We start from the raw sequence: 21,236 nt of genomic DNA on the forward strand, positions 1-21,236 counted from the left end.
GATCTCTACGCGGCCTTGGCGGTTATGGCGGGAAACGTCTTGACCGGGCGGATCTTCAGGTCCGCCGAGATCTTGCCGGTGCGTCCGTCTTCGAACTTCACTTCGGTTTCGATGAATTGCGACTGCTTGCCGCCAAAGAGCGCGTCGATCAGCACGCCGTACTTCTGCGCGATGAACGCGCGGCGCACCTTGCGCGTGCGGGTCAGTTCGTCGTCGTCGGGATCCAGTTCCTTGTGCAGGATGAGGAAGCGGCCGATCTGCGAGGCCGACAGCTTGGGATCGGTGGCCAGATCGGCGTTGACCTGTTCCACGCATTCCGCGATCAGCTGGTAGACCTCGTCCTTGGAAGCCAGGTCGGTGTAGCCGGCATAGGGCATGCCGCGGCGCTCGGCCCAGTTGCCCACGGCTTCCAGGTCGATGTTGATGAAGGCGCACACATCTTCGCGGTTGGCGCCGAAGGCGACCGCTTCCTTGATGTGCTGGAAGAACTTGAGCTTGTTCTCGATGTACTTGGGCGCGAACAGGCTGCCGTTGGCGAGCTTGCCCACGTCCTTGGCGCGGTCGATGATCTTCAGCTGACCGTCGGTGTCCAGATAGCCCGCATCGCCCGTGTGGAACCAGCCGTCGGCGCTGCGCGCCTCGGCAGTCGCCTCGGGGTTGCGGTAGTACTCCTTGAACAGGCCGGGGCTCTTGACCAGGATCTCGCCGTTGTCGGCCACGCGGATCTCCACGCCTTCGACGGGCGGGCCCACGGTGTCGTCGCGCACCTTGCCGTCGGGCTGCACGCAGACGAACACCGAGGTTTCGGTCGAGCCGTAGAGCTGCTTGAGGTTGATGCCGATGGACCGGTAGAACACGAACAGGTCGGGGCCGATGGCCTCGCCCGCGGTGTAGGCCACGCGCACCCGGCTCATGCCCAGCGCGTTGCGCAGCGGGCCGTAGATCATCACGTTGCCCAGCGCGTAGCGCATGCGGTCCCAGGCGCCGACTTGCTCGCCGTCGAGGATCCTGGTGCCTACGCGGCGCGCGAGCTTCATGCAGGCGGCGAACAGCTTGCGCTTGATCAGTCCTGCGTCTTCCATGCGGATCATCACATGCGTCAGCAGGCCTTCGAGCACGCGCGGCGGCGCGAAGTAATAGGTCGGCCCGATGTCGCGCATGTCGATCGACACGGTGTCGGGCGATTCGGGATGGTTCACGGTAAAGCCCGTGACCAGCAGCTGCGTGTACGAGAACATGTTCTGGCCGATCCAGGCGGGCGGCAGATAGGCCAGCACGTCTTCCTGGTCGGTCAGTTTTTCCATCTCGGACACGGCGCGCGCGCGGTCGATCAGCGCATGGTGCGTGAGCACCACGCCCTTCGGCTTGCCGGTGGTGCCCGAGGTGTAGAACATGGCGGCCGGGTCTTGCGGCTGCACGGCGGCGACGGCTTGCTCGAAGAAGTCCGGATGCTGGCCGGCGTACTCGCGGCCGAGCTCTTCCAGCTGTTCATACGAGCGAAGCATGGGATCGGTGTAGTGGCGCAGGCCGCGCGGATCGTCGTACACCACGTGCTTGAGCGCAGGGCATTGCTCGAGGACTTCGAGCATCTTGTCGACCTGTTCCTGGTCTTCGACGATGGCCACGCTGATCTCGGCGTCCTGCAGCACGTAGACCATTTCCTGGGCGACGGCGTCTTGATAGAGCGGCACAGGGATCGCGCCCAGCGACTGCGCGGCCATCATGGCCATGTACAGGCGCGGGCGGTTCTCGCCGATGACGGCCACGTGCATGCCGGGCTTGATGCCCAGTGCGGCCAAGCCATGCGCGACGTGCCGGACATGCTCCGCCACTTCGGACCACGTAAGGGTTTGCCAGATCCCCAGATCTTTTTCGCGTATGGCGGGCCGCGACCCGCGAACGCTGGCATGCGTGAACAGCAGCGCTGGAAAGGTATCCAGCGCAGCCGGCATCCGTGCAGATGCGGGCGATGTATGTGCCACGATGTCTCCTCCGGTTTGGACGCATCGGGCCAGCAGTCCGCAAGAGCGGCGGTGGCGATGAAGCGCTTGACCAGTTGGTTTTAGATTTACGGCAGGAGTTAAGGTATAAGGTTGGGTTGCTACCAACTGTCACCATCGCGACATTCAAGGAACTTTTAGGGTATTCCCGATGCAGCTAGCCGACTCCCTGCAACTCGCCGCCGCGTGGTTTCGCGTGCTCAGCCGCGATCAGCAAGAACGCGTCGAACGGGACCTTACCGTGCAGCAGGTGGTTGCCGGCTCGATCATAGAGCGCAAAGGTGAACTCGCACAGGCTTGGATAGGGGTGCTGGCGGGACTGGTCAAGGTGTCGGTGGGCAACGCCGAAGGCAAGGTGGCTTCGCTGACCGGCGTGCCCGCGGGGGGCTGGATCGGCGAGGGCTCGCTGCTCAAGCGCGAGATCCGCAAGTACGACATCGTTGCGCTGCGGGATTCGGTGGTGGCGCGCCTGCCGGCCGCCACGTTCGATTGGCTGCTGGATAGCAGCATCCCATTCAACCGCTATCTGCTCCACCAATTGAACGAGCGCGTGGCGCAGTTCATCGGCAAGGCGGAGTACGACCGCCTGCTGGATCCGGATGCGCGCGTGGCCCGCTGCTTGGCCGAGCTCTTCAACCCTTTGCTGTATCCCGGCATGGGCATGCGCCTGGCCATTACCCAGGAAGAGGTAGGCTATCTGGCCCGGGTATCGCGGCAACGCGCCAATCAGGCGCTGCGCAAGCTGGAGGAAGCCGGCCTGCTCAATGTGGAATACGGCGCGGTCCGGGTGCTGGACCTGGACGGCCTGAAACAATACGGGTCGGATCGCAGCGTAGCCGAGGGCGAGCCGGCCTGAGGCGTCGGCTGTGCGATCAAAAAAGTCCTTGACGATGAATAGTGCGCTATTTAATATTGCGCAATGAAATCCCGATCCAAAGCCAAAGCCGCATTCAATCCGCTGCTGCTGGACAGCCAGCTGTGCTTCGCGCTGTACTCGACTTCGCTGGCGATGAACAAGGTGTATCGCAAGCTGCTGCGCGGGCTGGACCTGACCTATCCGCAGTACTTGGTGATGCTGGTGCTGTGGGAGGGCGACGAGATTACGGTGACGGATATCGGCGAGCGCCTGTTCCTGGATTCCGCTACGCTGACGCCGCTGCTCAAGCGGCTGGAAGCAGCGGGCCTGGTGACGCGCAAGCGCTCTGTGGAAGACGAGCGCCAGGTGATCGTCGGCCTGACACGCCAGGGCCGCGAACTGCGCGCGCAGGCCGAAGCCGTGCCGCATTCGATCGCGGGCGCCGCGCAATGTTCGCTGGAAGAGGCGCAAGGTATGATGAAAACGCTGCATGCGCTGCGGGAGAAGCTGAGCGCAAGTCTTTGAAGTGGCGGGCCATGCCCGCTATTGCTAGGTTCAATAAATAGTGCGCTATTTAATATTGCACTATTTAATTAGTAAGGGTCGCCGCGGGATGCTCCCGCCAGGCCTGGCAGTCCAACCACCACTTTCCATTCAAGGAAACGCATCATGTCTATCGAAAAAGTGCTGTACCGCGCCCATGCGCACGTCACCGGCGGCCGTGAAGGCACGGGCGCCACGGACGACGGCAACCTGAACGTCAAGCTGACCACGCCGAAGGAACTGGGCGGCGCGGGCGCGGCCGGCACCAATCCGGAACAGCTGTTCGCCGTGGGCTATTCGGCGTGCTTCATGGGCGCCATGAAATTCGTCGCCGGCCGCGACAAGATCGCGATGCCGTCGAATGCGACGATCGATGGCGCTGTTGGGATCGGGGGTATTCCTACGGGGTTTGGGATTGAAGTCGAGTTGAAGATTTCGTTGCCGGGGATGGAGCGGGCCGAGGCCGAGAAGCTGGTCGCTGCGGCGCATATCGTTTGCCCTTATTCGAATGCTACCCGGGGCAATATTGATGTGACGTTGACGATTGTTTGATCGTTGATGGGTTGTTGATGTTCTATTGGCGGGTGGCCTTGTTCGTAGGCCGCCTGTCGTCGCGTGCGGCGTGGCGGCTCGCGCCCACGATTGCGGTCCGGAGCGTTCGCTCCGGACTGCCCCGTCGTCATCCTCGTCCTCGCCTTCGGCGACTCCTTCGGATTCCCTCGGGCGCATCGAGGTTGCGAGCCGCCACGCCGCACGCGACGACAGGCTACGTACGTCTTGGGTCGCTGCGCCGTTAGATCCGTGGTCAGTGTCGAGTCTTGAGCTGCCCGTCCTTTACGGCCGCGCGGGCGGCCGTAAAGGACATACGTAATTTTTTAGATTTCGATGGTAGTCGCTGGCGCGAATGCAGGCAGCTGCTTTCTGATGGCATCACCGTCCTGGGGGTGGGGCGGTGATGGGCGGCGCGCGGTGGGCGGTGGCTTGCGCATGCAGAGTATCTCGCGCGCGCCGCCCATCCAGCACCGGAGTTGAAGTGCAGATGCAGAGCAGACGTGATGGCACAGTCGCAGCCATTGCGCGCAGCGCCATCACGTGACGCAAGACACCGCGTAAGCCCCAAAAGGCCGCCCGCGCGGCCGGCCTGGGGCGGGCCCCGCAAGACACGCCACCACACCCCGATGCGGAAAAAAACGCCAAGCACACAGCTCGCCCCAGCGCCCGTGAAGATTCAAACAGCACAGCCTGCCGCGTCGGGGACGCGCACTGCGCGGGGCGTCGATAAGCCCGAGGGAATCGGAAGGGAAGGCCGTAGGCCTGGACGACGATGACGACGGGGAAGTCCGGAGCGAAGGCTCCGGACCGCAATCGTTGCCCCGCGCAGCGCGCGTCCCCGACGTGGCAGGCGTCAATAGAAAGAACGCCCGCCGCGCAGCACATCCCTAATGCGACCCACCCAAATAAGCCGCAACAACAGCTGGATCATGCTTCAACTTATCCGCGCTCCCATGCACGGAAATCCGCCCGTTCTCCAGCACATACCCATAATCCGCCACATTCAACGCCGCCGCAGCAAACTGTTCCACCAGCAGCATCGTCACGCCCTCGTCCTTGAGCCGCGCAATGATCCGGAAAACTTCTTCCACCAGGATCGGCGCCAGCCCCATCGAAGGCTCGTCCAGCAGCACCAGTTCGGGATTCAGCATCACCGCGCGCGCCATGGCTAGCATCTGCTGCTCTCCGCCGGACAAAGTGCCGGCCAGCTGATCGCGTCGCTCCTTCAGACGAGGAAACAAATCCATGGCGCGGCCCAGGTCGGACTGCACGTCGCCCTTCGGCCGACTGCCCGTCAGGCGCGGGAAAGCGCCCAACAGCAGGTTGTCGGTGACCGACAGCGTCGGGAACACGCGCCGGCCTTCCGGCGAGTGCGCCAGCCCCAGCCGCGCGATGCGGTGGGATTCCAGCCCGTCGATGCGCTTGCCGCTCAGCGTGACCTCGCCCGCGGTGGGGCGGATCATGCCGGACAGCGCCCGCATCGTGGTGGTCTTGCCGGCGCCGTTGGAGCCGATCAGTGTCACCACCTTGGCCTTCGGCACTTCCATGCTGATGCCGTGCAGCACTTTCACCTTGCCGTAGCCCGCTTCCAGATTCTTGATCGATAGCATCTTGTTGTCCCCTTGGCGTCAGGCGGGCGCGCCGCCCAGATACGCCTCGATGACCTTGGCGTTGCTTTGCACTTCGTTGGGCAGGCCCTCGGCGATCTTCTGGCCGAAGTCCAGCACCGACACGGTGTCGCACACCCCCATCACCACGTCCATGTGGTGCTCGATGAGGATCAGCGTGATGCCGTGGTCGCGCACCTTGCGGATGATGGCCAGCAGCTCGACGATGTCGGGTGCGGTCAGGCCGGCCGCGGGTTCGTCCAGCAGCAGCAGTTGCGGATCCAGCGCCAGGGCGCGGGCGATTTCCAGCAGGCGCTGCTTGCCGTAGGGCAGGTTGCGCGCCTCCTCGCTGGCCAGGGATTCCAGGCCGACGAACTCCAGCAGCGCCATGGCGCGGGCGCGGGCGCCCTGTTCCTCGCCTTTCCATTTGGACGTGCGCAGCGCGATGCCGGCCAGGCCCGTGGTGAAGGTGTGGTGCAGGCCGACCAGCACGTTCTCCAGGGCGGTCATTTCGCCGAACAGCTGCACGTTCTGGAAGGTGCGCGCGATGCCGGCTTCCGCGATGTCCGCCGGTGCCAGGCCGACCAGCGACTTGCCCGAGAATTCCACCGCGCCGGCGGTCGGCACATAGATGCCCGTCAGCACGTTCATCATGGTGCTCTTGCCGGAGCCGTTGGGTCCGATCAGGCCATGGATGGTGCCGCGCTTGACCGTCAGGTCGACCTCGTTCAGCGCCTTCAGGCCGCCGAACTGCATCAGTACGCCCTTGGCCGCCAGCAGCGTGTCGCCCTTGCCCTTGGCCGCATCGGGCACCGCTTCCTGCGCCTTCACCAGATCCGACTTGACCGACAGCGCGGCGCGGCGGTTGGAGAAGAACAGGTTGCGCACGAAGCCCACGATGCCGTCGGGCAGGTAGTACACGACGAACAGGATCATGGCGCCGAAGATCGTCAGGCGCCAGTCGGTCACCACCTCCAGCCAGAACGAGAAGACGGCCAGCAGGATGGTGCCGACGACCGGCACGACGACGCGGCGCGGTTCGGTGCGGCCCTTGGAGATCGCGATGGCGCTGCCCACGGTCACCAGGATCGCCACGCCCAGCGCGATCAGCCTGAAGGTCGAGATGTCGTCCAGCATCTTGGGCAGCAGCACGATGATGGAGGCGCCCAGCAGCGCGCCCGTGCGGCTCTTGCGGCCGCCCATGATGATGGCCAGCAGGAACAGGATGGTGAGTTCGAAGTTGTAGGTATTGGGCGAGATGTATTGTTCCGAGTACGAGTACAGCGCGCCGGCCAGGCCGGCGAAGCCGGCGCTGATCACGAAGGCGAACACCTTGTGCCGGTAAACCGACACGCCCATGCAGTCCGACGCGATGGGGCTGTCGCGCAGGGCTTCGAACGAGCGGCCCAGGTGCGACTTGAGGATGCGGTGCACCACGATCAGCGACAGCACCAGCAGCGCGGCAACCAGCCAGAAGTACTCGCTCTTGTTCAGCACGTGCCCGGCGATGGACGGTTTCGGGATCTTGATGCCCAAGGGCCCTTCGGTCATGAAGGTCATCTCGTTGATCAGGATCTGGATGATGGTGCCGAAGGCCAGCGTCACCATCGCCAGATAGGGTCCGGTGACGCGCAGCGCCGGCAGCGCCAGCACCGCGCCAAAGGCCGCCGCGATCAGGATGGCGGCGGGCAGGATCACCCAGATGGGCATCTGCAGGTGGAAGAACAGCACGCCCGCGACATACGAGCCGATGCCGAACAGGCCGGCATGGCCCAACGAAACCTGGCCGGTATAGCCCACCACGATATCGAGCCCGAACAGCAGGATCGAATAGATCATGATGGTTTCGATGAGGTGCAGGTAGTACGTGTTGGTCACGCCCAGCGGCACGGCGGCCAGGCAGGCCACGGCCACGATGGATAGCAAAAGGTGCAAGGGTTTCATCGCTTACACCTTCTTGATCGCGGTCTTGCCGAACAGGCCGGCGGGCTTGAAGGTCAGAACGAGCAGCAGCAGCACCAATCCCGGCACGTCTTTGTACCCCGTAGAAAGATAGAAACCGGTGGTCGTTTCGGCGATCCCCAGGATCAGCCCGCCCACCACCACGCCCATCCCGCTGGACAGGCCGCCGATGATGGCGACGGCGAAGGCTTTCAGGCCCAGCACCGCGCCCATGGTGGCGCCAGTCAGGGTCAGGGGCGCGACCAGCACGCCGGCGAACGCGGCCGTCAACGAGGACAGCGCGTAGGAAAACGTGATCACCATGCCCGTGTTGATGCCCATCAGGCCGGCGGCGTCGCGGTCGTTGGACGTGGCGACGAAGGCCTTGCCGTAGATGGACTTGCGGTTGAAGACTTCCACCAGCAGCATCATGGCCAGGGCGCCGAACACCACCAGCAGCTCCATGGGCAGCACGTTGGCGCCCAGCACCTGGATGGGCGCCTCCGGCAGCGGCGAGGGGAAGCGCAGGTCGTCGCGGCCCCAGATGTTCTCGGCGACGTTCTTGAAGATGATGCCCAGCGCGATGGTGGCCATGATCCAGCCGAATTCCGAGCGGGTCTTGATGGCGGGCCTGACGCCCACGCGTTCGACCAGCGCGCCTTGCGCGAATCCGAAGATGCAGACGATGGGTATCATCACCCAGTAGTTCACGCCCAGGCCGACCAGCGTCAGGCCGACCAGCGCGCCCAGCATCAGGGCTTCGCCCTGGCCGAAGTTCAGAGTGCCCGACGTGGCGAACGTGAGTTGGTATCCGAACGCGATGACGGCATAGATCATGCCCAGCGCGATACCGCTATAGATGAGCTGTAGAAGAATCATGGTGTGTGTCGTGTGGCGCTGTGGTTCCGTCCCAACCCCCTTGGGCAGAACGCGGTTTTCAGGCGGCGGCAAGCCCGCGCCCTGGATGACAGGGCGCGGCTGGCGGCGGCCGGGCAGCCGCCGCCGGGATGCGCTGCGGGACCTTAGTTGGCCTTGATCACGCGGCCGCCCTTGACCTCGCCGATGACCACTTCCTTGACCGTGATCGCGTCGTGGTTGTCTGCGCTGAAGGGCTTGGTGTAGGTCATCACCACGCCCTCGACGGGCGCCTGCAGGTTTTCGAGGGCCTCACGGACCTTCGGGCCGTCGGTGGAGTTGGCCTGCTTGAAGGCCGCGGCCAGCAGATAGATCGAGTCATAGCCCTGGGCGGCCGACACCGGCGAGTCGATGCGGTTGTTCTTGGGCTTGAACTTGGCCAGGTAGGCGTCGATGAAGGCCTTGCGCTTGGGCGTGTCCGGGTCCTGGATGAAGGTCTGCGGCATGCGCGCGCCTTCGCCGTTGGTGCCGGAGTTGTCGATGTAGTTGGCCATCGACAAGGTCCAGCTGCCGATGATCGGCACCTTCCAGCCCAGCTTGGTCATGCCGTTGGCGACCTGCGCCAGTTCGGGGCCGATGCCGTAGGTCAGCACGGCTTCGGCGCCGGCGGCTTTGGCCTTCAGCAGCTGGGCCGTCATGTCGACGTCCTTGATGTTGAACTTTTCCACGGCCACGGGCTTGATGCCCTTGGCGTCCAGGGCCTTTTCCAGATCCTCGCGGCCGAGCTGGCCGTAGTTGGTGGAGTCGGCCAGGATCGCGACCTTCTTGAAGCCGCGGCGGGTCACCGCTTCTTCCACGATCATCGGGGCCTGGATGCTGTCATGCGCCGCGTTGCGGAACACGTAGTTGTTCGGGTATTCCGGCGCCTTGAACTGGTGCGTGATCACGCTGCCCGTGGCGACGTTGTTGAACACGGGGATCTTGGCGTCCTGGTAGAAGCGCTGCGAGGCCAGCGCCACGCCCGTATTGATGTAGCCGACGGTGGCCGCCACCTGTTCCTTGTTGATCAGCTCTTGCGCGATCTGCACGCCACGCTCGTTCTTGGCTTCGTCGTCGCGTTCCACGGCGATCAGCTGGCGCCCCATGACGCCGCCGTTCTTGTTGATTTCTTCAATGGCCAGGCGCACGCCGTCGCGCATGCTGACGCCCATCGAGGACGAGCCGCCGGTGTAGGGGCCGGCCACGCCGATCTTGATGGGGTCGGCGGCGTGGACCGCGGCCGTTGCGGCAAATGCAAGGGTTCCTGCGAGCAGCTTCAAACGAAAATCCATGGATGTCTCCGTTGTAATTGGTAGAACTGCGTGGAAAACCGTGTGCCGGCGCCGGGCGGCGGAAATCAGTTGCTGCGGCGCTCTCCTGTGTGGCGTGTCGTGACTGTCTGCCTAATCACTTACGCGAAACTGACCCGGCGGGGTTTTTCCGCGTAAATACCTAGTACGGACGCACGAGGATGCCTGTCATGCGCTGCCGCGCAGCCTGGGGCCTGGAAGGGGAAGGTGGCTGCGTGCCGTGGCGGGCAGGGGCGGGACGTTGCATTGGCCGCATCCTAGCCAGCGCGGCGGCGGGCTGCGCGGAATTTCATTCCGCCCCGGCCTGGAAATTTATTCCTGACCGGCTCGCGGGCCGCATGGCCATTGGGAGACCTGTTTGCACACGCCTTCCAGCCATAGGGAAAACGATTGGACCGCCTGGCCCGGCGGGCGCGAGGTTTCGGTGCACAGGTAGTACTGGGATTCGCCGGGAATTTCGATGTCCAGGACGCGAACAAGCTTGCCCTCGTCCAGCCATTCCGCGGCCAGCGCGCGCCGCGTGAGCGCAAGGCCCTGGCCGGCGCGCGCGGCGGCCAGCATGATGCCCAGGTCCACCAGCCATACGCCGCGCGAGGGCTCGGGCCAGTCCAGCCCTGCGGCGGCGAGCCAGGGCCGCCACGGCTCCATGGGGCAGCGCAGCAGTTGCGCCCGCGCGAGATCGGCGGGCCGGTCGAAGGGACCGTGCCGGTCGCGGTAACCGGGCGCGCAGACCGCGAACACCGGATCCGCCGTCAACTGGCGCGCGTTCAAGCCGGGGTACTTGCCGCTGCCGAAGCGCACCCAGACGTCGGCATTGGGCGGCATGATGTCCAGGTAGGGGATGGACAGCATGATTTCCAGCTCTACCTCGGGATGCGCGGCGGTGAAGCCGGGCAGGGCGGGGATCAGCACCTGGCGGGCGAAGGTCGGGGTGGAGACGACGCGTAGGGGTTCGAGCTTGGGTTCGCCGCGCTTGTGCAGGGAGGCGTCCGACAGCAGGTCCAGCGCGGTGCGGACCTGGTCCAGGTATTCGCGCCCGGCCGAACTCAGCGTGGCGCCGCGGCTGCTGCGGATGAAGAGGGTGACGTCCAGCAAGGCTTCCAGCGCGGCAATGCGTTTGCCGATGGCGCTGGCGGTGACGAAGAGTTCTTCGCTGGCGCGCTCGAAGGAGCCGAGGCGGGCGGCCGCTTCGAAGGCCTGGATGGCGGCCAGGGGCGGCAGGCGCACATCTTTGGAGGGTGAGGGACCGCGCATGATCGTCTGGCGGGCCGGTGTTGCGCCCGACGAAAGAATGGCAACCGGCTGATTATAAGGACGGCGGCGCCAGCCCCTCGCCGTAACGCCTGAGCACCTGGGAGATCTCCACGCGATAGCCGTCCAGCCAGCGCGATTGTGCGGCCTTGGCCTGCTGGTGGGCCGGGTGCCGGATCAGTTGCTCCAGCGCCTCCAGCGATTCCCAGTAATAGACGTTGGAGATCAGGCCGCGTGCGGCGTCTGCCCAGCTTTCTTCGCCCAGATAGCCGGGAATGGCGCGGGCGGCGGCGGCGATGGCCTGGTCCAGCCGGTGGAAATCATCGTCGAACTGCTTGGTGGCGAAGATGAAGGTGGAGCTGTACATGCTAGGACTCCGGAGGCGGCGGCCGCCGCAAGAAAACCGGCCGCCGGGGAGTCCGGGCGGCCGTTCTGGGGAACTGCTGCAGGCGTAGCTTGAACGCCCTGGTATGCCTCTATACGTCCTTATACGCCCTTCAACGCCAGGCTGACTGCCAGCGCAGCCATGACCAGCGCGATGATGCCGTCCAGGACGCGCCAGGCCGAGGCGCTGGCGAAGAACGGGGCGAACAGGCGCGAGCCGATACCGAGCACCGCAAGCCACAGCAGGCTGGCGGTGAAGGCGCCGGCGGCGAACGCCATGCGCGCGTCCTCGAAGCCGTGCGCCAGCGAGCCGACCACCACCATGTCCAGCCAGAAGTGCGGATTCAGCAGCGAAAAGCCCAGTGCGCCCAGCATGGCGGCGCGGCGCGACGGCACCACGTCGCGGGCGGCGGCCAGCCCGCCGGTGGCGGTCCAGGCGCGGCGCGCCGATTGCAGCGCGTACCACGACAGGAAGGCCACGCCGAACCACAGCACGGCGGTCGTCAGCCAGGGGAACCAGGAGGTGAGGGCCTGCAGGCCGGAGACGCTGGCGAAGATGAAGATGGCGTCGATCAGCGCGCAGATGGCGACCACGCTGAGCAGGTGCGCCCGCATCAGCCCTTGGCGCAGGATGAAGGCGCTCTGGGCGCCGACGACGGCGAACAGGCCCAGCCCGGTGGCCGTGCCGCTGGCCCAGGCAGAGAGGAAGAGGGGGGATGACAACGTGGCGAACATGACCTGCACCTGTGCTGCTGCGCCTGTGGCGGCGCTTGGATGACAACGCCGGGCGCTCTTGGCGCTCCGGTAATAAGGCATTTTCGCTTGCGGGGATGATGAAATAAAGCTAATTTTCCTTCACTATCTTAAGTAAAACTAATCCAATGAAAATCGATCACGGCAACTTGCGGGCCCTGGCCGCGGTGGTGCGGGAAGGCAGTTTCGAGCGGGCGGCGCTGTCGCTCAGCGTCACGCCGTCCGCGGTGTCGCAACGGATCAAGGCGCTGGAGGACCGCATGGGCCGTCTGCTGGTCCAGCGCACCGTGCCGGCGGTGGCCACGGCGGACGGTCAGGTGCTGGTGCGGCTGGCCGAGCAGACGGCGCTGCTGGAGCACGACGCGCTCGACCGCTTGGGCGTGGCGGACGATGACGTGCCGTATGCCAGCATCCCCGTCGCGGTCAATCACGACAGCCTGGAGACCTGGTTCGTCGACGCGGCGGTGCAGTTTTCGGCGCGCACCCGCGCCACGCTGGACATGCAGTCCGAAGACCAGGACCACACCGCGGCGCTGCTGCGCAATGGCTCGGTGCTGGGCGCGGTGACCGCCCTGGCCGAGCCGGTCCAGGGCTGCCGTATCCATGCGCTGGGCAGCATGCGCTACGTCGCCACCTGCACGCCGGATTTCCACAAGCGCTATTTCTCGCAGGGCGTCAACGCCCAGACGCTGGCGCAGGCGCCGGTGCTGGTGTTCAACCGCAAGGACGCGCTGCAGGCCCGCTTCGCGCACAAGATCGCGGATCCCGCGCCTTGGCAGCCGCCGGTCTGGTGGGTGCCGTCCACCCGCGCGTTCGTGCAGGCCACGCTGGGCGGGCTGGGCTGGACCATGAATCCGCTGCCGCTGGTGCAGGAACACCTTGATGCAGGTCAGCTGATGCTGCTTCGGGGCCGCGCCTGGGAGGACGTGCCGCTGTATTGGCAGCATTGGCGGGTAAACTCCGAAGCGATGGAAGCCCTGACGGATTCGGTCCTGTCAGCTGCCCGCAGCCTGGTCAGGCGGCGTTAACCCCCTAGGAGAACAACCCATGAACATCCGCAAGTTCGCTGTCGTCGCCGCCCTGGGCCTGTGCACGGCCGGTTCGGCCTGGGCGAAAGACTACAAGGTTGGCCAGATCGAGGTCGACGACCTCTGGGTGCGCGCGTCCGCGCCCGGCCAGTCCAATGGCGCGGGGTATATGGACATCGACAACGACGCCAAGGCCGCTGACCGCCTGCTGTCGGTGTCGTCCGACGCGGCGGAACGCGTCGAGCTGCACACGGTGCAGACCGAGAACGGCGTCTCGAAGATGCGTCAAGTGGAAGGCGGCATCGCGCTGCCGGCCGACACCGAGGTCAAGCTCAGCCCGGGCGGCTACCACGTCATGTTCATCAAGCTGAAGGCCCCGTTCGCCGAAGGCGGCACGGTCCCGGCCACGCTGAAGTTCGAAAAAGCCGGCGAAGTCGCCGTGCAATTCAAGGTCAAGCCGGCCTCGCACAATCCCGGCATGGACCACGGCAGCATGAACCACGGCACGATGAAGCACTGAGCGCTCCGCGCTGCCCGCGCCTGAGGGCGCGGGTGTGGTTGCATGAAAGACGAAGCCTGCCTCCGGGGTCGGCTCAGGCAGAGTCCCGCCATCGGGGCAGACCCGTCCAATCAGACAATAAGAGGCAGACCGCCCGCATTGGGCCGGTCTCGCCCAATCGGGGCCGCGCGGAGCCGGGCTCTGCCGGTCCGCAGCGGCGCCCCCCTGGGGGGGAAAGCGCGCAGCGCTTTCGGGGGGGGATCTAGTACAGCCCTTGCTGGCGCATCGCGTCAGCCACTTTCACGAAGCCGGCGATGTTGGCCCCGTCCAGGTAGTTCACGTACTCGCGCTCGCTATGGCCGTGGCGCACGCAGTTTTCATGGATGTCGCGCATGATGGCGTGCAGGCGGGCGTCGACTTCCTCGCGCGTCCAGGCCAGGCGGGCCGAGTTCTGAGCCATTTCCAGGCCGGACACAGCCACGCCGCCGGCGTTGCTGGCCTTGCCCGGCGCGTACAGCACGCGCGCCGCGATGAAGGCCTTGGCGGCTTCCAGCGTGGCCGGCATGTTGGCGCCTTCGGCGACGCACAGCACGCCGTTCTTGATCAGCGTTTGCGCATCGGCCAGTTCCAGTTCGTTCTGGGTGGCGCAGGGCAGGGCCACGTCCACCGGCACATGCCACGGACGCTTGCCGGCTTCATAGGTCAGGCCGAATTGGCGGGCATAGGTGTCCAGGCGGCCGCGCAGGTCGTTCTTGATGTGCATCAGCGCCACCAGCTTCTCGTGCGTGAAGCCGGCTTCGTCCACCACGGTGCCGTTCGAATCGGAAATCGTCACGACCTTGGCGCCCAGTGCCATGGCTTTTTCGATCGCGTACTGGGCGACGTTGCCCGAGCCCGACACGGACACGCGCAGGCCGTCGAAGGACTTGCCCACGCGCTTGAGCATTTCTTCAGCGAAGTACACGGTGCCGTAGCCGGTGGCTTCGGGGCGGATCAGGCTGCCGCCGAAGGTCAGGCCCTTGCCGGTGAACACGCTGGCGGTCGAGTTGGACAGCTTCTTCATCATGCCGGCCATGAAGCCGACTTCGCGCGCGCCCACGCCGATGTCGCCGGCCGGCACGTCGGTGTCCGGACCCAGGTGGCGGTACAGCTCGATCATCAGGGCCTGGCAGAAGCGCATGACTTCAGCGTCGGACTTGCCCTTGGGATCGAAGTCGGAACCACCCTTGCCGCCGCCCATGGGCAGCGTGGTGAGCGAGTTCTTCAGGGTCTGTTCGAAGGCCAGGAATTTCAGGATGGACAGGTTCACCGAGGGGTGGAAGCGCATGCCGCCCTTGAAGGGGCCGATGGCCGAGCTGTGCTGGATGCGGAAAGCGCGGTTGACTTGGGCCTGGCCGCGGTCATCGGTCCAGCACACGCGGAACTGGATTACGCGTTCCGGCTCCACCAGGCGCTCGAGCACGGCATGCTCGGCGTAGTGGGGGTGCTTTTCGATGAAAGGCCACAGGCTCAGCATCACCTCCTGGACGGCTTGCATGAACTCAGGCTGCTGCGGGTCGCGCGCGGCGACGCCACGCAGGAAGTCGTCCAGACTCTGCACTTTCAACATGATCTCCTTGGGGGTGCTTCGAATAGGTGCGGACTGCGCCGGATTGGGGCGCGAAAAATTCTTTTTGGTGCGCGATTGCACCTGTATGGTGCGGAATTGTAGGGGCAAATTGTTGCCCTGCGCAAAGCTGAAAATTTCGCCATCACCTTGAAATCAAAGCGCTTTTTCTTTTAATTTATAAGGGACGCATTGATTCGGAAGAGGGTTTAAAGTTGCGAGAAAAAATCTGTTTTCTACAAAGCCTATTGAATTTTCAGGGGAAAATAATGCGTCCCCAATTATATATATAGACATTCCATAGGCGCGGATACATCGGAGAGGATGTCTTGCGAGCACTTTCCAAGGTATTCGGACGCGTTGGCAGGCTAGTCTGGCTTTAATGCGTCCCCATTATATTTTTGACATTGGTCACGTCCTGGCCGCAGGTTTACAACTGTGCGGCAGCCAACGCGGCGCCCAGAGCCATCAGGACGGCACCCACCACCCGGTCAGCCGCGAGTTGATGGTCCAGCAGCATCCTCCGCAGGAACGGCGACGACACCGACCATGCCACCACGCCAAACCAGATCCAGTGCGCCAGGGACATGAACAGGCCATAGCCGAACTGCCAGGGCAGCGGCGTGCCGGGGGAGACGACCTGGGTATAGGTGCTGACCACGAATAGCGTGGTCTTGGGGTTGAGCGCATTGGTCAGAAAGCCGCTGTACAGCGCTTGCCAGCCCGAGATCGGCGGACGCGCGGACAGGTCGCGGTTGACCTGCGTGCGGTTGAAGAAGGTCTTCCAGCCCATGTAGACCAGATAGCAGGCGCCCGCCAGCTTGATGCCCTGCAGCACCGGCTGCGCATAGTGCGCCAACAGGCTGACGCCGAACATCGTATAGAACACGTGCACCTGCACGCCCAGCGCGATACCCAGCGCGCAGATCAGTCCGGTGCGCCGCCCGAACAGGTAGCTGTAGCGCGTGACCATGGCGAAGTCGGGGCCGGGGCTGATGACGGCAAGGATGGTGATGAGGGCGACGGCAATGAGTTCGGTCATGGCGAAAGCGGCGGGTTGGGAAGCGGAGCCAGCATTGTGGGACGCTGGCGCGTGCCGGAAAAACGATTTCTAATGCCGGATATCCGTGAGAAAAATTCACCTTTCACCATGAAGCTGCCACCGCTCAACACTTTGCGGGTTTTCGATGCCGCTGCCCGCCATCAGGCCTTCGGCAAGGCGGCCGAAGAGCTGCATGTGACGCATGGCGCCGTCAGCCGGCAGGTCCGGCTGCTGGAGGAGGCCCTAGGCCTGGCTTTGTTCGAACGCCGAAATCGGGCTGTTTTTCTGACTGATGCGGGCAGGCAGCTGTTCGAGGTGACCCGCGCCCTGTTCGAGCAGTTGACGGCGGGCTTGGCCAAGCTGCGTCAGCCGGCGGCGGACGCGCCGCTGGTGCTGTCCTGCGAGCCCACCATCGCCATGATGTGGCTGATTCCGCGGTTGCCGGCGTTCCAGCGCGCCCACCCCGGCGTGCAGGTGCACTTGTATGCGGCGGGCGGGCCGGTGGATTTCGCGGCCCAGGGCGTGGACGTGGCATTGCGCCGCAACGACTTCGATTGGGATGCCGCCCTGCATGCCGAGCGGGTGTGCGAGGAATGGACCGGGCCGGTGTGCCGGCCAGGCCTGGTCGGCGGTGCCGGTGCAAACCCGGCGGCGGAAGATTGGGGCGGTGCCGCGGCGCTCAGCAGCGCGACGCGGCCGCAAGCCTGGCGGCAATGGTCGCGGGCGGCGGGTGCGAAGCCCCCTCGCCACGCCGGGCCGGCCTACGAGCATTTCTATCTGAGCTTGCAGGCGGCCGCTGCCGGACTGGGTGTGGCGATAGGCTCGGCGCTGATGGTGTGCGATGCCGTGAGGGATCGCCGGCTTGAGGCGCCTCTCGGCTTTGGCCGCGATGGCTCGGCCTATTTCCTGCTGTCGCCCCGGCCCTGCTCGGAAGATCCGCGGGCGGGGGCTTTTCTGGAATGGTTGCGCCGGGAGGCCGCCGCGTCGCTACGTGACGTGACGGGCGGACCGGCGGACGCTGCCTAGAGCGTGGCGTCGTAGTCGATCGTCAGGGGCGCGTGGTCCGAAAAACGCTCGTCCTTGTAGATGGCCACGTTGCGGGCGCGGGCGGCGATGCCTGGCGTCGCGATCTGGTAGTCGATGCGCCACCCCACGTTCTTGGCCCAGGCCTGGCCGCGGTTGCTCCACCAGGTGTACTGGTCCGGGCGGTCGTCGATGGTGCGGAACACGTCGACGAAGCCACGCTTGTCGAATACGTCGGTCAGCCAGGCACGCTCTTCGGGCAGGAAGCCCGAATTCTTCAGGTTGCCCTTCCAGTTCTTCAGGTCGATTTCCTTGTGGGCGATGTTCCAGTCACCGCAGATGATGAACTCGCGGCCGGTGGTCTTGTGTTCGTGCATCAGGGCGTCGATCCAGGGGCCGAAGCGGTCCAGGAAGCGGTACTTGGCCTGCTGGCGCTCGTCGCCGCTGGAGCCCGAGGGCAGGTAGGCGCTGATGACCGACAGGTTCTTCCAGTCGGCGCGGATGATGCGGCCTTCGGGGTCGAATTCCTCGCAGCCCAGGCCGATGTTGACGCGCTCGGCCGCGTCGCGCAGGTAGATGCCGACGCCGCTATAGCCCTTCTTCACGGCATGGTGGAAGTGGCCGGTGTAGCCCGGAGGGTGGCGCAGGTCGTCGGTCAGGTCGTCGTGGGATACCTTGATTTCCTGCAGGCACAGGACGTCGGCGGCATGCTTTTCCATCCAAGGTTGCAGGCCCTTGCGGAAGGCGGACCGGATGCCGTTGAGATTGATCGACGTGATGCGCAGCAAAGCGAAACTCCTGTTGAGCGGCCGCGAGGGCCGGGGCAATGCCAGGAATTTAACCGACTCGGCGCAGCCGCCCGGGAATAGCCCCGACAGCGGATAAAATGCCTGCGTTTGCCATCCACCGGACTCTTACGCATGCCCGCCGCCAATTCCTCCGCCACCGCCCTTGATTTCGTCCGTTTCGCCTTGAACGAAGGCGTGCTGCGCTTCGGCAGCTTCAAGGTCAAATCCGGCCGTATCAGTCCCTATTTCTTCAACGCCGGACTGTTCAACAGCGGACGCTCGGTTGGCAAGCTGGCGCAGTTCTATGCCCAGGCCCTGTTGGATTCGGGCGTGAAATTCGACATGCTGTTCGGCCCGGCCTATAAGGGCATCCCGCTGGGCACGGCGACCGCCATCGCGCTGGCCGGCCACCCGGGCATGCAGGGCGGCGACGTGCCTTTCGCGTACAACCGCAAGGAAGCCAAGGATCACGGCGAGGGCGGCACCCTGGTGGGCGCGCCGCTCAAGGGCAAGGTCGTCATCATTGACGACGTGATCACCGCAGGCACGTCGGTGCGCGAATCGGTGGAGATCATCCGCGCCGCGGGCGCCGAGCCGGCTGCCGTGCTGATCGCCATGGACCGCATGGAACGTGCGGGCCCGGACGACGCCCTGTCGGCGCATTCCGCCGTGCAGGACGTGGCCAAGACCTACGGTATTCCGGTGGTGGCGATTGCCTCGCTGTCGGACATTCTGGCCTTGCTGCAGGACGACGCGTCGTTTGCCGAGCATCGCGACGCGGTGCTGGCGTATCGGACCAAGTACGGGGTGAAGTAAACCCCCGTAGCGTAGGGAGCAGGGCGGCTCGGCGCCGCCCTTTTAGCCGTAGCTTGCCGCCGGCTCGGCAATGCCATGAGGTTGACCGAAGACGGCGACGCCGCTGGCCCGGGCGGCATCCGCCAGCTTGCGATCAAAGGTGGCCAGATACGCGTTGTGCCTCTGGGCCAGTTCCAGGTAGCTGGCGTCGTAGACGGTCAAACCGTGCGTGCGGGCCAGCTGATAGCTGCGGGCAATGCCGGAGGACGGGCCAGCGGGATCCGGGAAGATGGGCAGCCGTTCGATAAGCTGGTTGAACGAGAACAGCTGGCCCGCCGACACGCGTTGGCTGCGTTCGGCGCGCAACGTGCCGTTCGCGACTTCGGTGTGCCAGATGAGTGGCACCGTGTTTTTAGACCCGTGGGCGACTTCCAGCAGATGCCGGGCCAGCAGTGATTCGCGCGCGTCGGCGCGGCCAATCAGCCAGGCCAGGGCGAGCGATGCGTCCAGTATCAAGCGGATTGGATTCATTCCCGGCCTTCTTCGATCCAGGAACGGATGACTTCGTGCGGGACGGCCGGCGCTGACGCGAAGCATTTCATCGCCTCAAGCGCATCATGCGCGTCCAGCGACGTCGTGGGCAGGACTGGGGTCAGTCTGGCGCAGAACACGCCGTCCAGTGAAATGATGAAATGCTGTCCCTCGCGGACCGCTTGCAGGTGGTCGGAAAACCGATGCAGCAGGTCGCTGGTGCTGATTTCGAGGTAATTCATGTCCAAGCCTCCAGTCAAAATCGACCAGATCATTCTTGGATAAACGAAGGGCCGCGGCAAGATGCCGCGGCCCTTCGTTTTGTCTGATACTGCCTGAGCGCGGCCATTGCGGCGCGCGCCCGGCACCGGATCAGCTATCCAGCTTCTGCTTCAGCAAATCGTTCACCTGCTGCGGGTTGGCCTTGCCGCGGCCGGCCTTCATGATCTGGCCCACCAGCGAGTTGAACGCCTTCTGCTTGCCGGCCCGGTACTCTTCCACGATGGCCGGGTTGGCGGCCAGCACCTCGTCGATCATGGCGCCGATGGCGCCGGTGTCGCTGATCTGCTTGAGGCCGCGCGCATCGATGATGGCGTCGGCCTGGCCGCCGTTCTCGCCGGCCCACATGGCGCCGAAGACTTCGCGGGCGATCTTGTTGGAGATGGTGCCGTCGATGATGCGGCCGATCAGCGCGGCCAGCGCCGGCGCCTGGACCGGCGAGTCGGAGATGCTCTTCTCGTCCTTGTTCAGGGCGGCGGAGACTTCGCCCATGACCCAGTTGGCGGCCAGCTTGGCCTGGCCGGCCGGTAGCGCGTGGGCCACGGCCTCGAAGTAGGCGGCCAGGTCGCGGCTGACAGTCAGCTGGGCGGCGTCGTAGGCGGTCAGGCCGTACTCGGATTCGAAGCGGGCGCGCTGGGCGGCCGGCAGTTCGGGCATGGCGGCGCGGACCTCGTCGACCCAGGCGCTGGAGATCACCAGCGTGGGCAGGTCGGGGTCGGGGAAGTAGCGGTAGTCGTGCGCGTCTTCCTTGCTGCGCATGCTGCGCGTCTCGTCGCGGTCGGCGTCGTACAGGCGGGTTTCCTGGACCACCGTGCCGCCGTCCTCGATCAGCTCGATCTGGCGCCGCGCTTCATAGACGATGGCGCGTTCCAGGAAGCGGAACGAATTGACGTTCTTGATTTCGGTGCGGGTGCCGAATTCCTTCTGGCCCACGGGACGCACGGACACGTTGGCGTCGCAGCGGAACGAGCCTTCCTGCATGTTGCCGTCGCAGATGCCCAGCCATACGACCAGGCTGTGCAGGGCGCGGGCGTAGGACACGGCCTCGGCGGCCGAACGCATTTCCGGTTCCGTCACGATTTCCAGGAGCGGCGTGCCGGCGCGGTTCAGGTCGATGCCGCTGGCGGGGGCGCCGTTGGCCAGGTTGAAGTCGTCGTGCAGGGACTTGCCCGCGTCTTCTTCCAGGTGGGCGCGCGTCAGGTTGACGGTTTTCTCTTCCTCGCCCACGAAGAACGACAGCGAGCCGCCCACTACCACCGGCAGCTCGTACTGGCTGATCTGGTAGCCCTTGGGCAGATCGGGGTAGAAGTAGTTCTTGCGCGCGAACACCGAGCGCGGCGCGATGGTGGCGCCCACGGCCAGGCCGAAGCGGATGGCGCGTTCGGCGGCGCCGCGGTTCATGACCGGCAGGCTGCCCGGCAGCGCCAGGTCGACCACGTTGGCGTGGGTGTTGGGCGCGGCGCCGAATTGGGTGCTGCTGCCCGAAAAAATCTTGGAGTCCGTGGAAAGCTGGGTGTGCGTTTCCAGGCCGATGACGATTTCCCAGTTCATTTT

Annotated in this window: 21 protein-coding genes; 7 read left to right on the forward strand and 14 right to left on the reverse strand. The window is 65.0% G+C overall.

Going from position 1 to position 21,236, the window contains the following annotated elements:
- Nucleotides 1-5: 5 nt before the first annotated feature.
- Nucleotides 6-1,982, reverse strand: coding sequence for an AMP-dependent synthetase/ligase (locus tag FOC84_RS14265; protein WP_173144971.1), 1,977 nt, complete (start codon nucleotides 1,980-1,982; stop codon nucleotides 6-8).
- Nucleotides 1,983-2,151: 169 nt separating this feature from the next.
- Here FOC84_RS14265 and FOC84_RS14270 point away from each other — a divergent pair, with 169 nt between their 5' ends.
- The 3 genes from FOC84_RS14270 (at nucleotide 2,152) to FOC84_RS14280 (ending at nucleotide 3,951) form a co-directional block, all read left to right on the forward strand.
- A complete protein-coding gene (locus FOC84_RS14270) occupies nucleotides 2,152-2,856 on the forward strand; it encodes a Crp/Fnr family transcriptional regulator (protein WP_173144972.1) in 705 nt (234 codons plus the stop codon).
- Between the two features lie 63 nt (nucleotides 2,857-2,919).
- Nucleotides 2,920-3,381 (forward strand): MarR family winged helix-turn-helix transcriptional regulator, encoded by a 462-nt coding sequence (locus tag FOC84_RS14275; RefSeq protein ID WP_173144973.1) that lies wholly within the window; start codon nucleotides 2,920-2,922, stop codon nucleotides 3,379-3,381.
- 144 nt (nucleotides 3,382-3,525) lie between these two features.
- The gene (locus tag FOC84_RS14280; RefSeq protein WP_173144974.1) at nucleotides 3,526-3,951 is read left to right on the forward strand and encodes an organic hydroperoxide resistance protein; all 426 of its coding nucleotides are present in this window, start codon (nucleotides 3,526-3,528) and stop codon (nucleotides 3,949-3,951) included.
- A gap of 887 nt (nucleotides 3,952-4,838) precedes the next feature.
- On the opposite strand, the gene FOC84_RS14285 is transcribed toward FOC84_RS14280, so the two are convergent.
- The 7 genes from FOC84_RS14285 to FOC84_RS14315 form a co-directional block, all read right to left on the reverse strand.
- Nucleotides 4,839-5,561 (reverse strand): ABC transporter ATP-binding protein, encoded by a 723-nt coding sequence (locus tag FOC84_RS14285; RefSeq protein ID WP_013396767.1) that lies wholly within the window; start codon nucleotides 5,559-5,561, stop codon nucleotides 4,839-4,841.
- 18 nt (nucleotides 5,562-5,579) lie between these two features.
- A complete protein-coding gene (locus tag FOC84_RS14290) occupies nucleotides 5,580-7,502 on the reverse strand; it encodes a branched-chain amino acid ABC transporter ATP-binding protein/permease (RefSeq protein ID WP_173144975.1) in 1,923 nt (640 codons plus the stop codon).
- A 3-nt stretch (nucleotides 7,503-7,505) separates the two neighbouring features.
- Nucleotides 7,506-8,378 (reverse strand): branched-chain amino acid ABC transporter permease, encoded by an 873-nt coding sequence (locus FOC84_RS14295; protein WP_054456919.1) that lies wholly within the window; start codon nucleotides 8,376-8,378, stop codon nucleotides 7,506-7,508.
- Between the two features lie 143 nt (nucleotides 8,379-8,521).
- Nucleotides 8,522-9,685, reverse strand: a complete 1,164-nt coding sequence (locus FOC84_RS14300) for an ABC transporter substrate-binding protein (RefSeq protein WP_173144976.1) — start codon at nucleotides 9,683-9,685, stop codon at nucleotides 8,522-8,524.
- Between the two features lie 330 nt (nucleotides 9,686-10,015).
- Nucleotides 10,016-10,957, reverse strand: a complete 942-nt coding sequence (locus tag FOC84_RS14305) for a LysR substrate-binding domain-containing protein (protein ID WP_173144977.1) — start codon at nucleotides 10,955-10,957, stop codon at nucleotides 10,016-10,018.
- Between the two features lie 52 nt (nucleotides 10,958-11,009).
- Nucleotides 11,010-11,321 carry an antibiotic biosynthesis monooxygenase family protein gene (locus tag FOC84_RS14310; RefSeq protein ID WP_173144978.1) on the reverse strand — a complete coding sequence of 104 codons (312 nt, stop codon included), beginning with the start codon at nucleotides 11,319-11,321 and terminating at the stop codon, nucleotides 11,010-11,012.
- 119 nt (nucleotides 11,322-11,440) lie between these two features.
- The gene (locus FOC84_RS14315; protein ID WP_173144979.1) at nucleotides 11,441-12,073 is read right to left on the reverse strand and encodes a LysE/ArgO family amino acid transporter; all 633 of its coding nucleotides are present in this window, start codon (nucleotides 12,071-12,073) and stop codon (nucleotides 11,441-11,443) included.
- Nucleotides 12,074-12,219: 146 nt separating this feature from the next.
- On the opposite strand from FOC84_RS14315, the gene FOC84_RS14320 reads away from it, so the two are divergent.
- Complete coding sequence (locus FOC84_RS14320) at nucleotides 12,220-13,119, forward strand: LysR family transcriptional regulator ArgP (protein ID WP_173144980.1); 900 nt, start codon at nucleotides 12,220-12,222, stop codon at nucleotides 13,117-13,119.
- Between the two features lie 19 nt (nucleotides 13,120-13,138).
- Nucleotides 13,139-13,639, forward strand: a complete 501-nt coding sequence (locus FOC84_RS14325; RefSeq protein WP_173144981.1) for a copper chaperone PCu(A)C — start codon at nucleotides 13,139-13,141, stop codon at nucleotides 13,637-13,639.
- 241 nt (nucleotides 13,640-13,880) lie between these two features.
- Here FOC84_RS14325 and gdhA read toward each other — a convergent pair whose 3' ends face one another.
- Nucleotides 13,881-15,227, reverse strand: a complete 1,347-nt coding sequence (gdhA, locus tag FOC84_RS14330; protein ID WP_173144982.1) for an NADP-specific glutamate dehydrogenase — start codon at nucleotides 15,225-15,227, stop codon at nucleotides 13,881-13,883.
- Between the two features lie 427 nt (nucleotides 15,228-15,654).
- Nucleotides 15,655-16,266, reverse strand: a complete 612-nt coding sequence (locus tag FOC84_RS14335) for a LysE family translocator (RefSeq protein ID WP_173144983.1) — start codon at nucleotides 16,264-16,266, stop codon at nucleotides 15,655-15,657.
- A gap of 108 nt (nucleotides 16,267-16,374) precedes the next feature.
- Between FOC84_RS14335 and FOC84_RS14340 the strand changes: the two genes are divergently transcribed.
- Nucleotides 16,375-17,292: a LysR substrate-binding domain-containing protein gene (locus tag FOC84_RS14340; RefSeq protein ID WP_173144984.1), complete on the forward strand. Its 918-nt coding sequence runs from the start codon at nucleotides 16,375-16,377 to the stop codon at nucleotides 17,290-17,292.
- Here FOC84_RS14340 and FOC84_RS14345 read toward each other — a convergent pair.
- Nucleotides 17,289-18,077: an exodeoxyribonuclease III gene (locus FOC84_RS14345; protein ID WP_173144985.1), complete on the reverse strand. Its 789-nt coding sequence runs from the start codon at nucleotides 18,075-18,077 to the stop codon at nucleotides 17,289-17,291. The two genes, FOC84_RS14340 and FOC84_RS14345, sit on opposite strands and share 4 nt — an antisense overlap.
- Nucleotides 18,078-18,209: 132 nt before the next feature.
- Between FOC84_RS14345 and pyrE the strand changes: the two genes are divergently transcribed.
- Nucleotides 18,210-18,893, forward strand: a complete 684-nt coding sequence (pyrE, locus tag FOC84_RS14350) for an orotate phosphoribosyltransferase (RefSeq protein ID WP_173144986.1) — start codon at nucleotides 18,210-18,212, stop codon at nucleotides 18,891-18,893.
- A gap of 42 nt (nucleotides 18,894-18,935) precedes the next feature.
- Here the strand turns inward: pyrE and FOC84_RS14355 are convergent, their stop codons facing one another.
- From FOC84_RS14355 to gatB, 3 genes are all read right to left on the reverse strand, one after another.
- Nucleotides 18,936-19,403, reverse strand: a complete 468-nt coding sequence (locus FOC84_RS14355; RefSeq protein WP_173144987.1) for a type II toxin-antitoxin system VapC family toxin — start codon at nucleotides 19,401-19,403, stop codon at nucleotides 18,936-18,938.
- Nucleotides 19,400-19,645 (reverse strand): type II toxin-antitoxin system Phd/YefM family antitoxin, encoded by a 246-nt coding sequence (locus tag FOC84_RS14360; RefSeq protein WP_173144988.1) that lies wholly within the window; start codon nucleotides 19,643-19,645, stop codon nucleotides 19,400-19,402. The genes FOC84_RS14355 and FOC84_RS14360 overlap by 4 nt, the downstream gene beginning before the upstream one ends.
- Before the next feature lie 130 nt (nucleotides 19,646-19,775).
- Entirely contained in the window at nucleotides 19,776-21,233 is a 1,458-nt protein-coding gene (gatB, locus tag FOC84_RS14365) for an Asp-tRNA(Asn)/Glu-tRNA(Gln) amidotransferase subunit GatB (protein ID WP_173144989.1), read from the reverse strand.
- Nucleotides 21,234-21,236 lie beyond the last annotated feature (3 nt).

This window comes from Achromobacter pestifer (assembly GCF_013267355.1).
Classification (GTDB): domain Bacteria; phylum Pseudomonadota; class Gammaproteobacteria; order Burkholderiales; family Burkholderiaceae_B; genus Achromobacter; species Achromobacter pestifer_A.

Bases quoted from the DNA above. Each gene is read 5' to 3' on its own strand.
- FOC84_RS14270 (WP_173144972.1), top strand. From the start codon at position 2,152: ATGCAGCTAGCCGACTCCCTGCAACTCGCCGCCGCGTGGTTTCGCGTG.
- FOC84_RS14275 (WP_173144973.1), top strand. From the start codon at position 2,920: ATGAAATCCCGATCCAAAGCCAAAGCCGCATTCAATCCGCTGCTGCTG.
- FOC84_RS14280 (WP_173144974.1), top strand. From the start codon at position 3,526: ATGTCTATCGAAAAAGTGCTGTACCGCGCCCATGCGCACGTCACCGGC.
- FOC84_RS14285 (WP_013396767.1), bottom strand. From the start codon at position 5,561: ATGCTATCGATCAAGAATCTGGAAGCGGGCTACGGCAAGGTGAAAGTG.
- FOC84_RS14290 (WP_173144975.1), bottom strand. From the start codon at position 7,502: ATGAAACCCTTGCACCTTTTGCTATCCATCGTGGCCGTGGCCTGCCTG.
- FOC84_RS14295 (WP_054456919.1), bottom strand. From the start codon at position 8,378: ATGATTCTTCTACAGCTCATCTATAGCGGTATCGCGCTGGGCATGATC.
- FOC84_RS14300 (WP_173144976.1), bottom strand. From the start codon at position 9,685: ATGGATTTTCGTTTGAAGCTGCTCGCAGGAACCCTTGCATTTGCCGCA.
- FOC84_RS14305 (WP_173144977.1), bottom strand. From the start codon at position 10,957: ATGCGCGGTCCCTCACCCTCCAAAGATGTGCGCCTGCCGCCCCTGGCC.
- FOC84_RS14310 (WP_173144978.1), bottom strand. From the start codon at position 11,321: ATGTACAGCTCCACCTTCATCTTCGCCACCAAGCAGTTCGACGATGAT.
- FOC84_RS14315 (WP_173144979.1), bottom strand. From the start codon at position 12,073: ATGTTCGCCACGTTGTCATCCCCCCTCTTCCTCTCTGCCTGGGCCAGC.
- FOC84_RS14320 (WP_173144980.1), top strand. From the start codon at position 12,220: ATGAAAATCGATCACGGCAACTTGCGGGCCCTGGCCGCGGTGGTGCGG.
- FOC84_RS14325 (WP_173144981.1), top strand. From the start codon at position 13,139: ATGAACATCCGCAAGTTCGCTGTCGTCGCCGCCCTGGGCCTGTGCACG.
- gdhA (WP_173144982.1), bottom strand. From the start codon at position 15,227: ATGTTGAAAGTGCAGAGTCTGGACGACTTCCTGCGTGGCGTCGCCGCG.
- FOC84_RS14335 (WP_173144983.1), bottom strand. From the start codon at position 16,266: ATGACCGAACTCATTGCCGTCGCCCTCATCACCATCCTTGCCGTCATC.
- FOC84_RS14340 (WP_173144984.1), top strand. From the start codon at position 16,375: ATGAAGCTGCCACCGCTCAACACTTTGCGGGTTTTCGATGCCGCTGCC.
- pyrE (WP_173144986.1), top strand. From the start codon at position 18,210: ATGCCCGCCGCCAATTCCTCCGCCACCGCCCTTGATTTCGTCCGTTTC.
- FOC84_RS14355 (WP_173144987.1), bottom strand. From the start codon at position 19,403: ATGAATCCAATCCGCTTGATACTGGACGCATCGCTCGCCCTGGCCTGG.
- FOC84_RS14360 (WP_173144988.1), bottom strand. From the start codon at position 19,645: ATGAATTACCTCGAAATCAGCACCAGCGACCTGCTGCATCGGTTTTCC.
- gatB (WP_173144989.1), bottom strand. From the start codon at position 21,233: ATGAACTGGGAAATCGTCATCGGCCTGGAAACGCACACCCAGCTTTCC.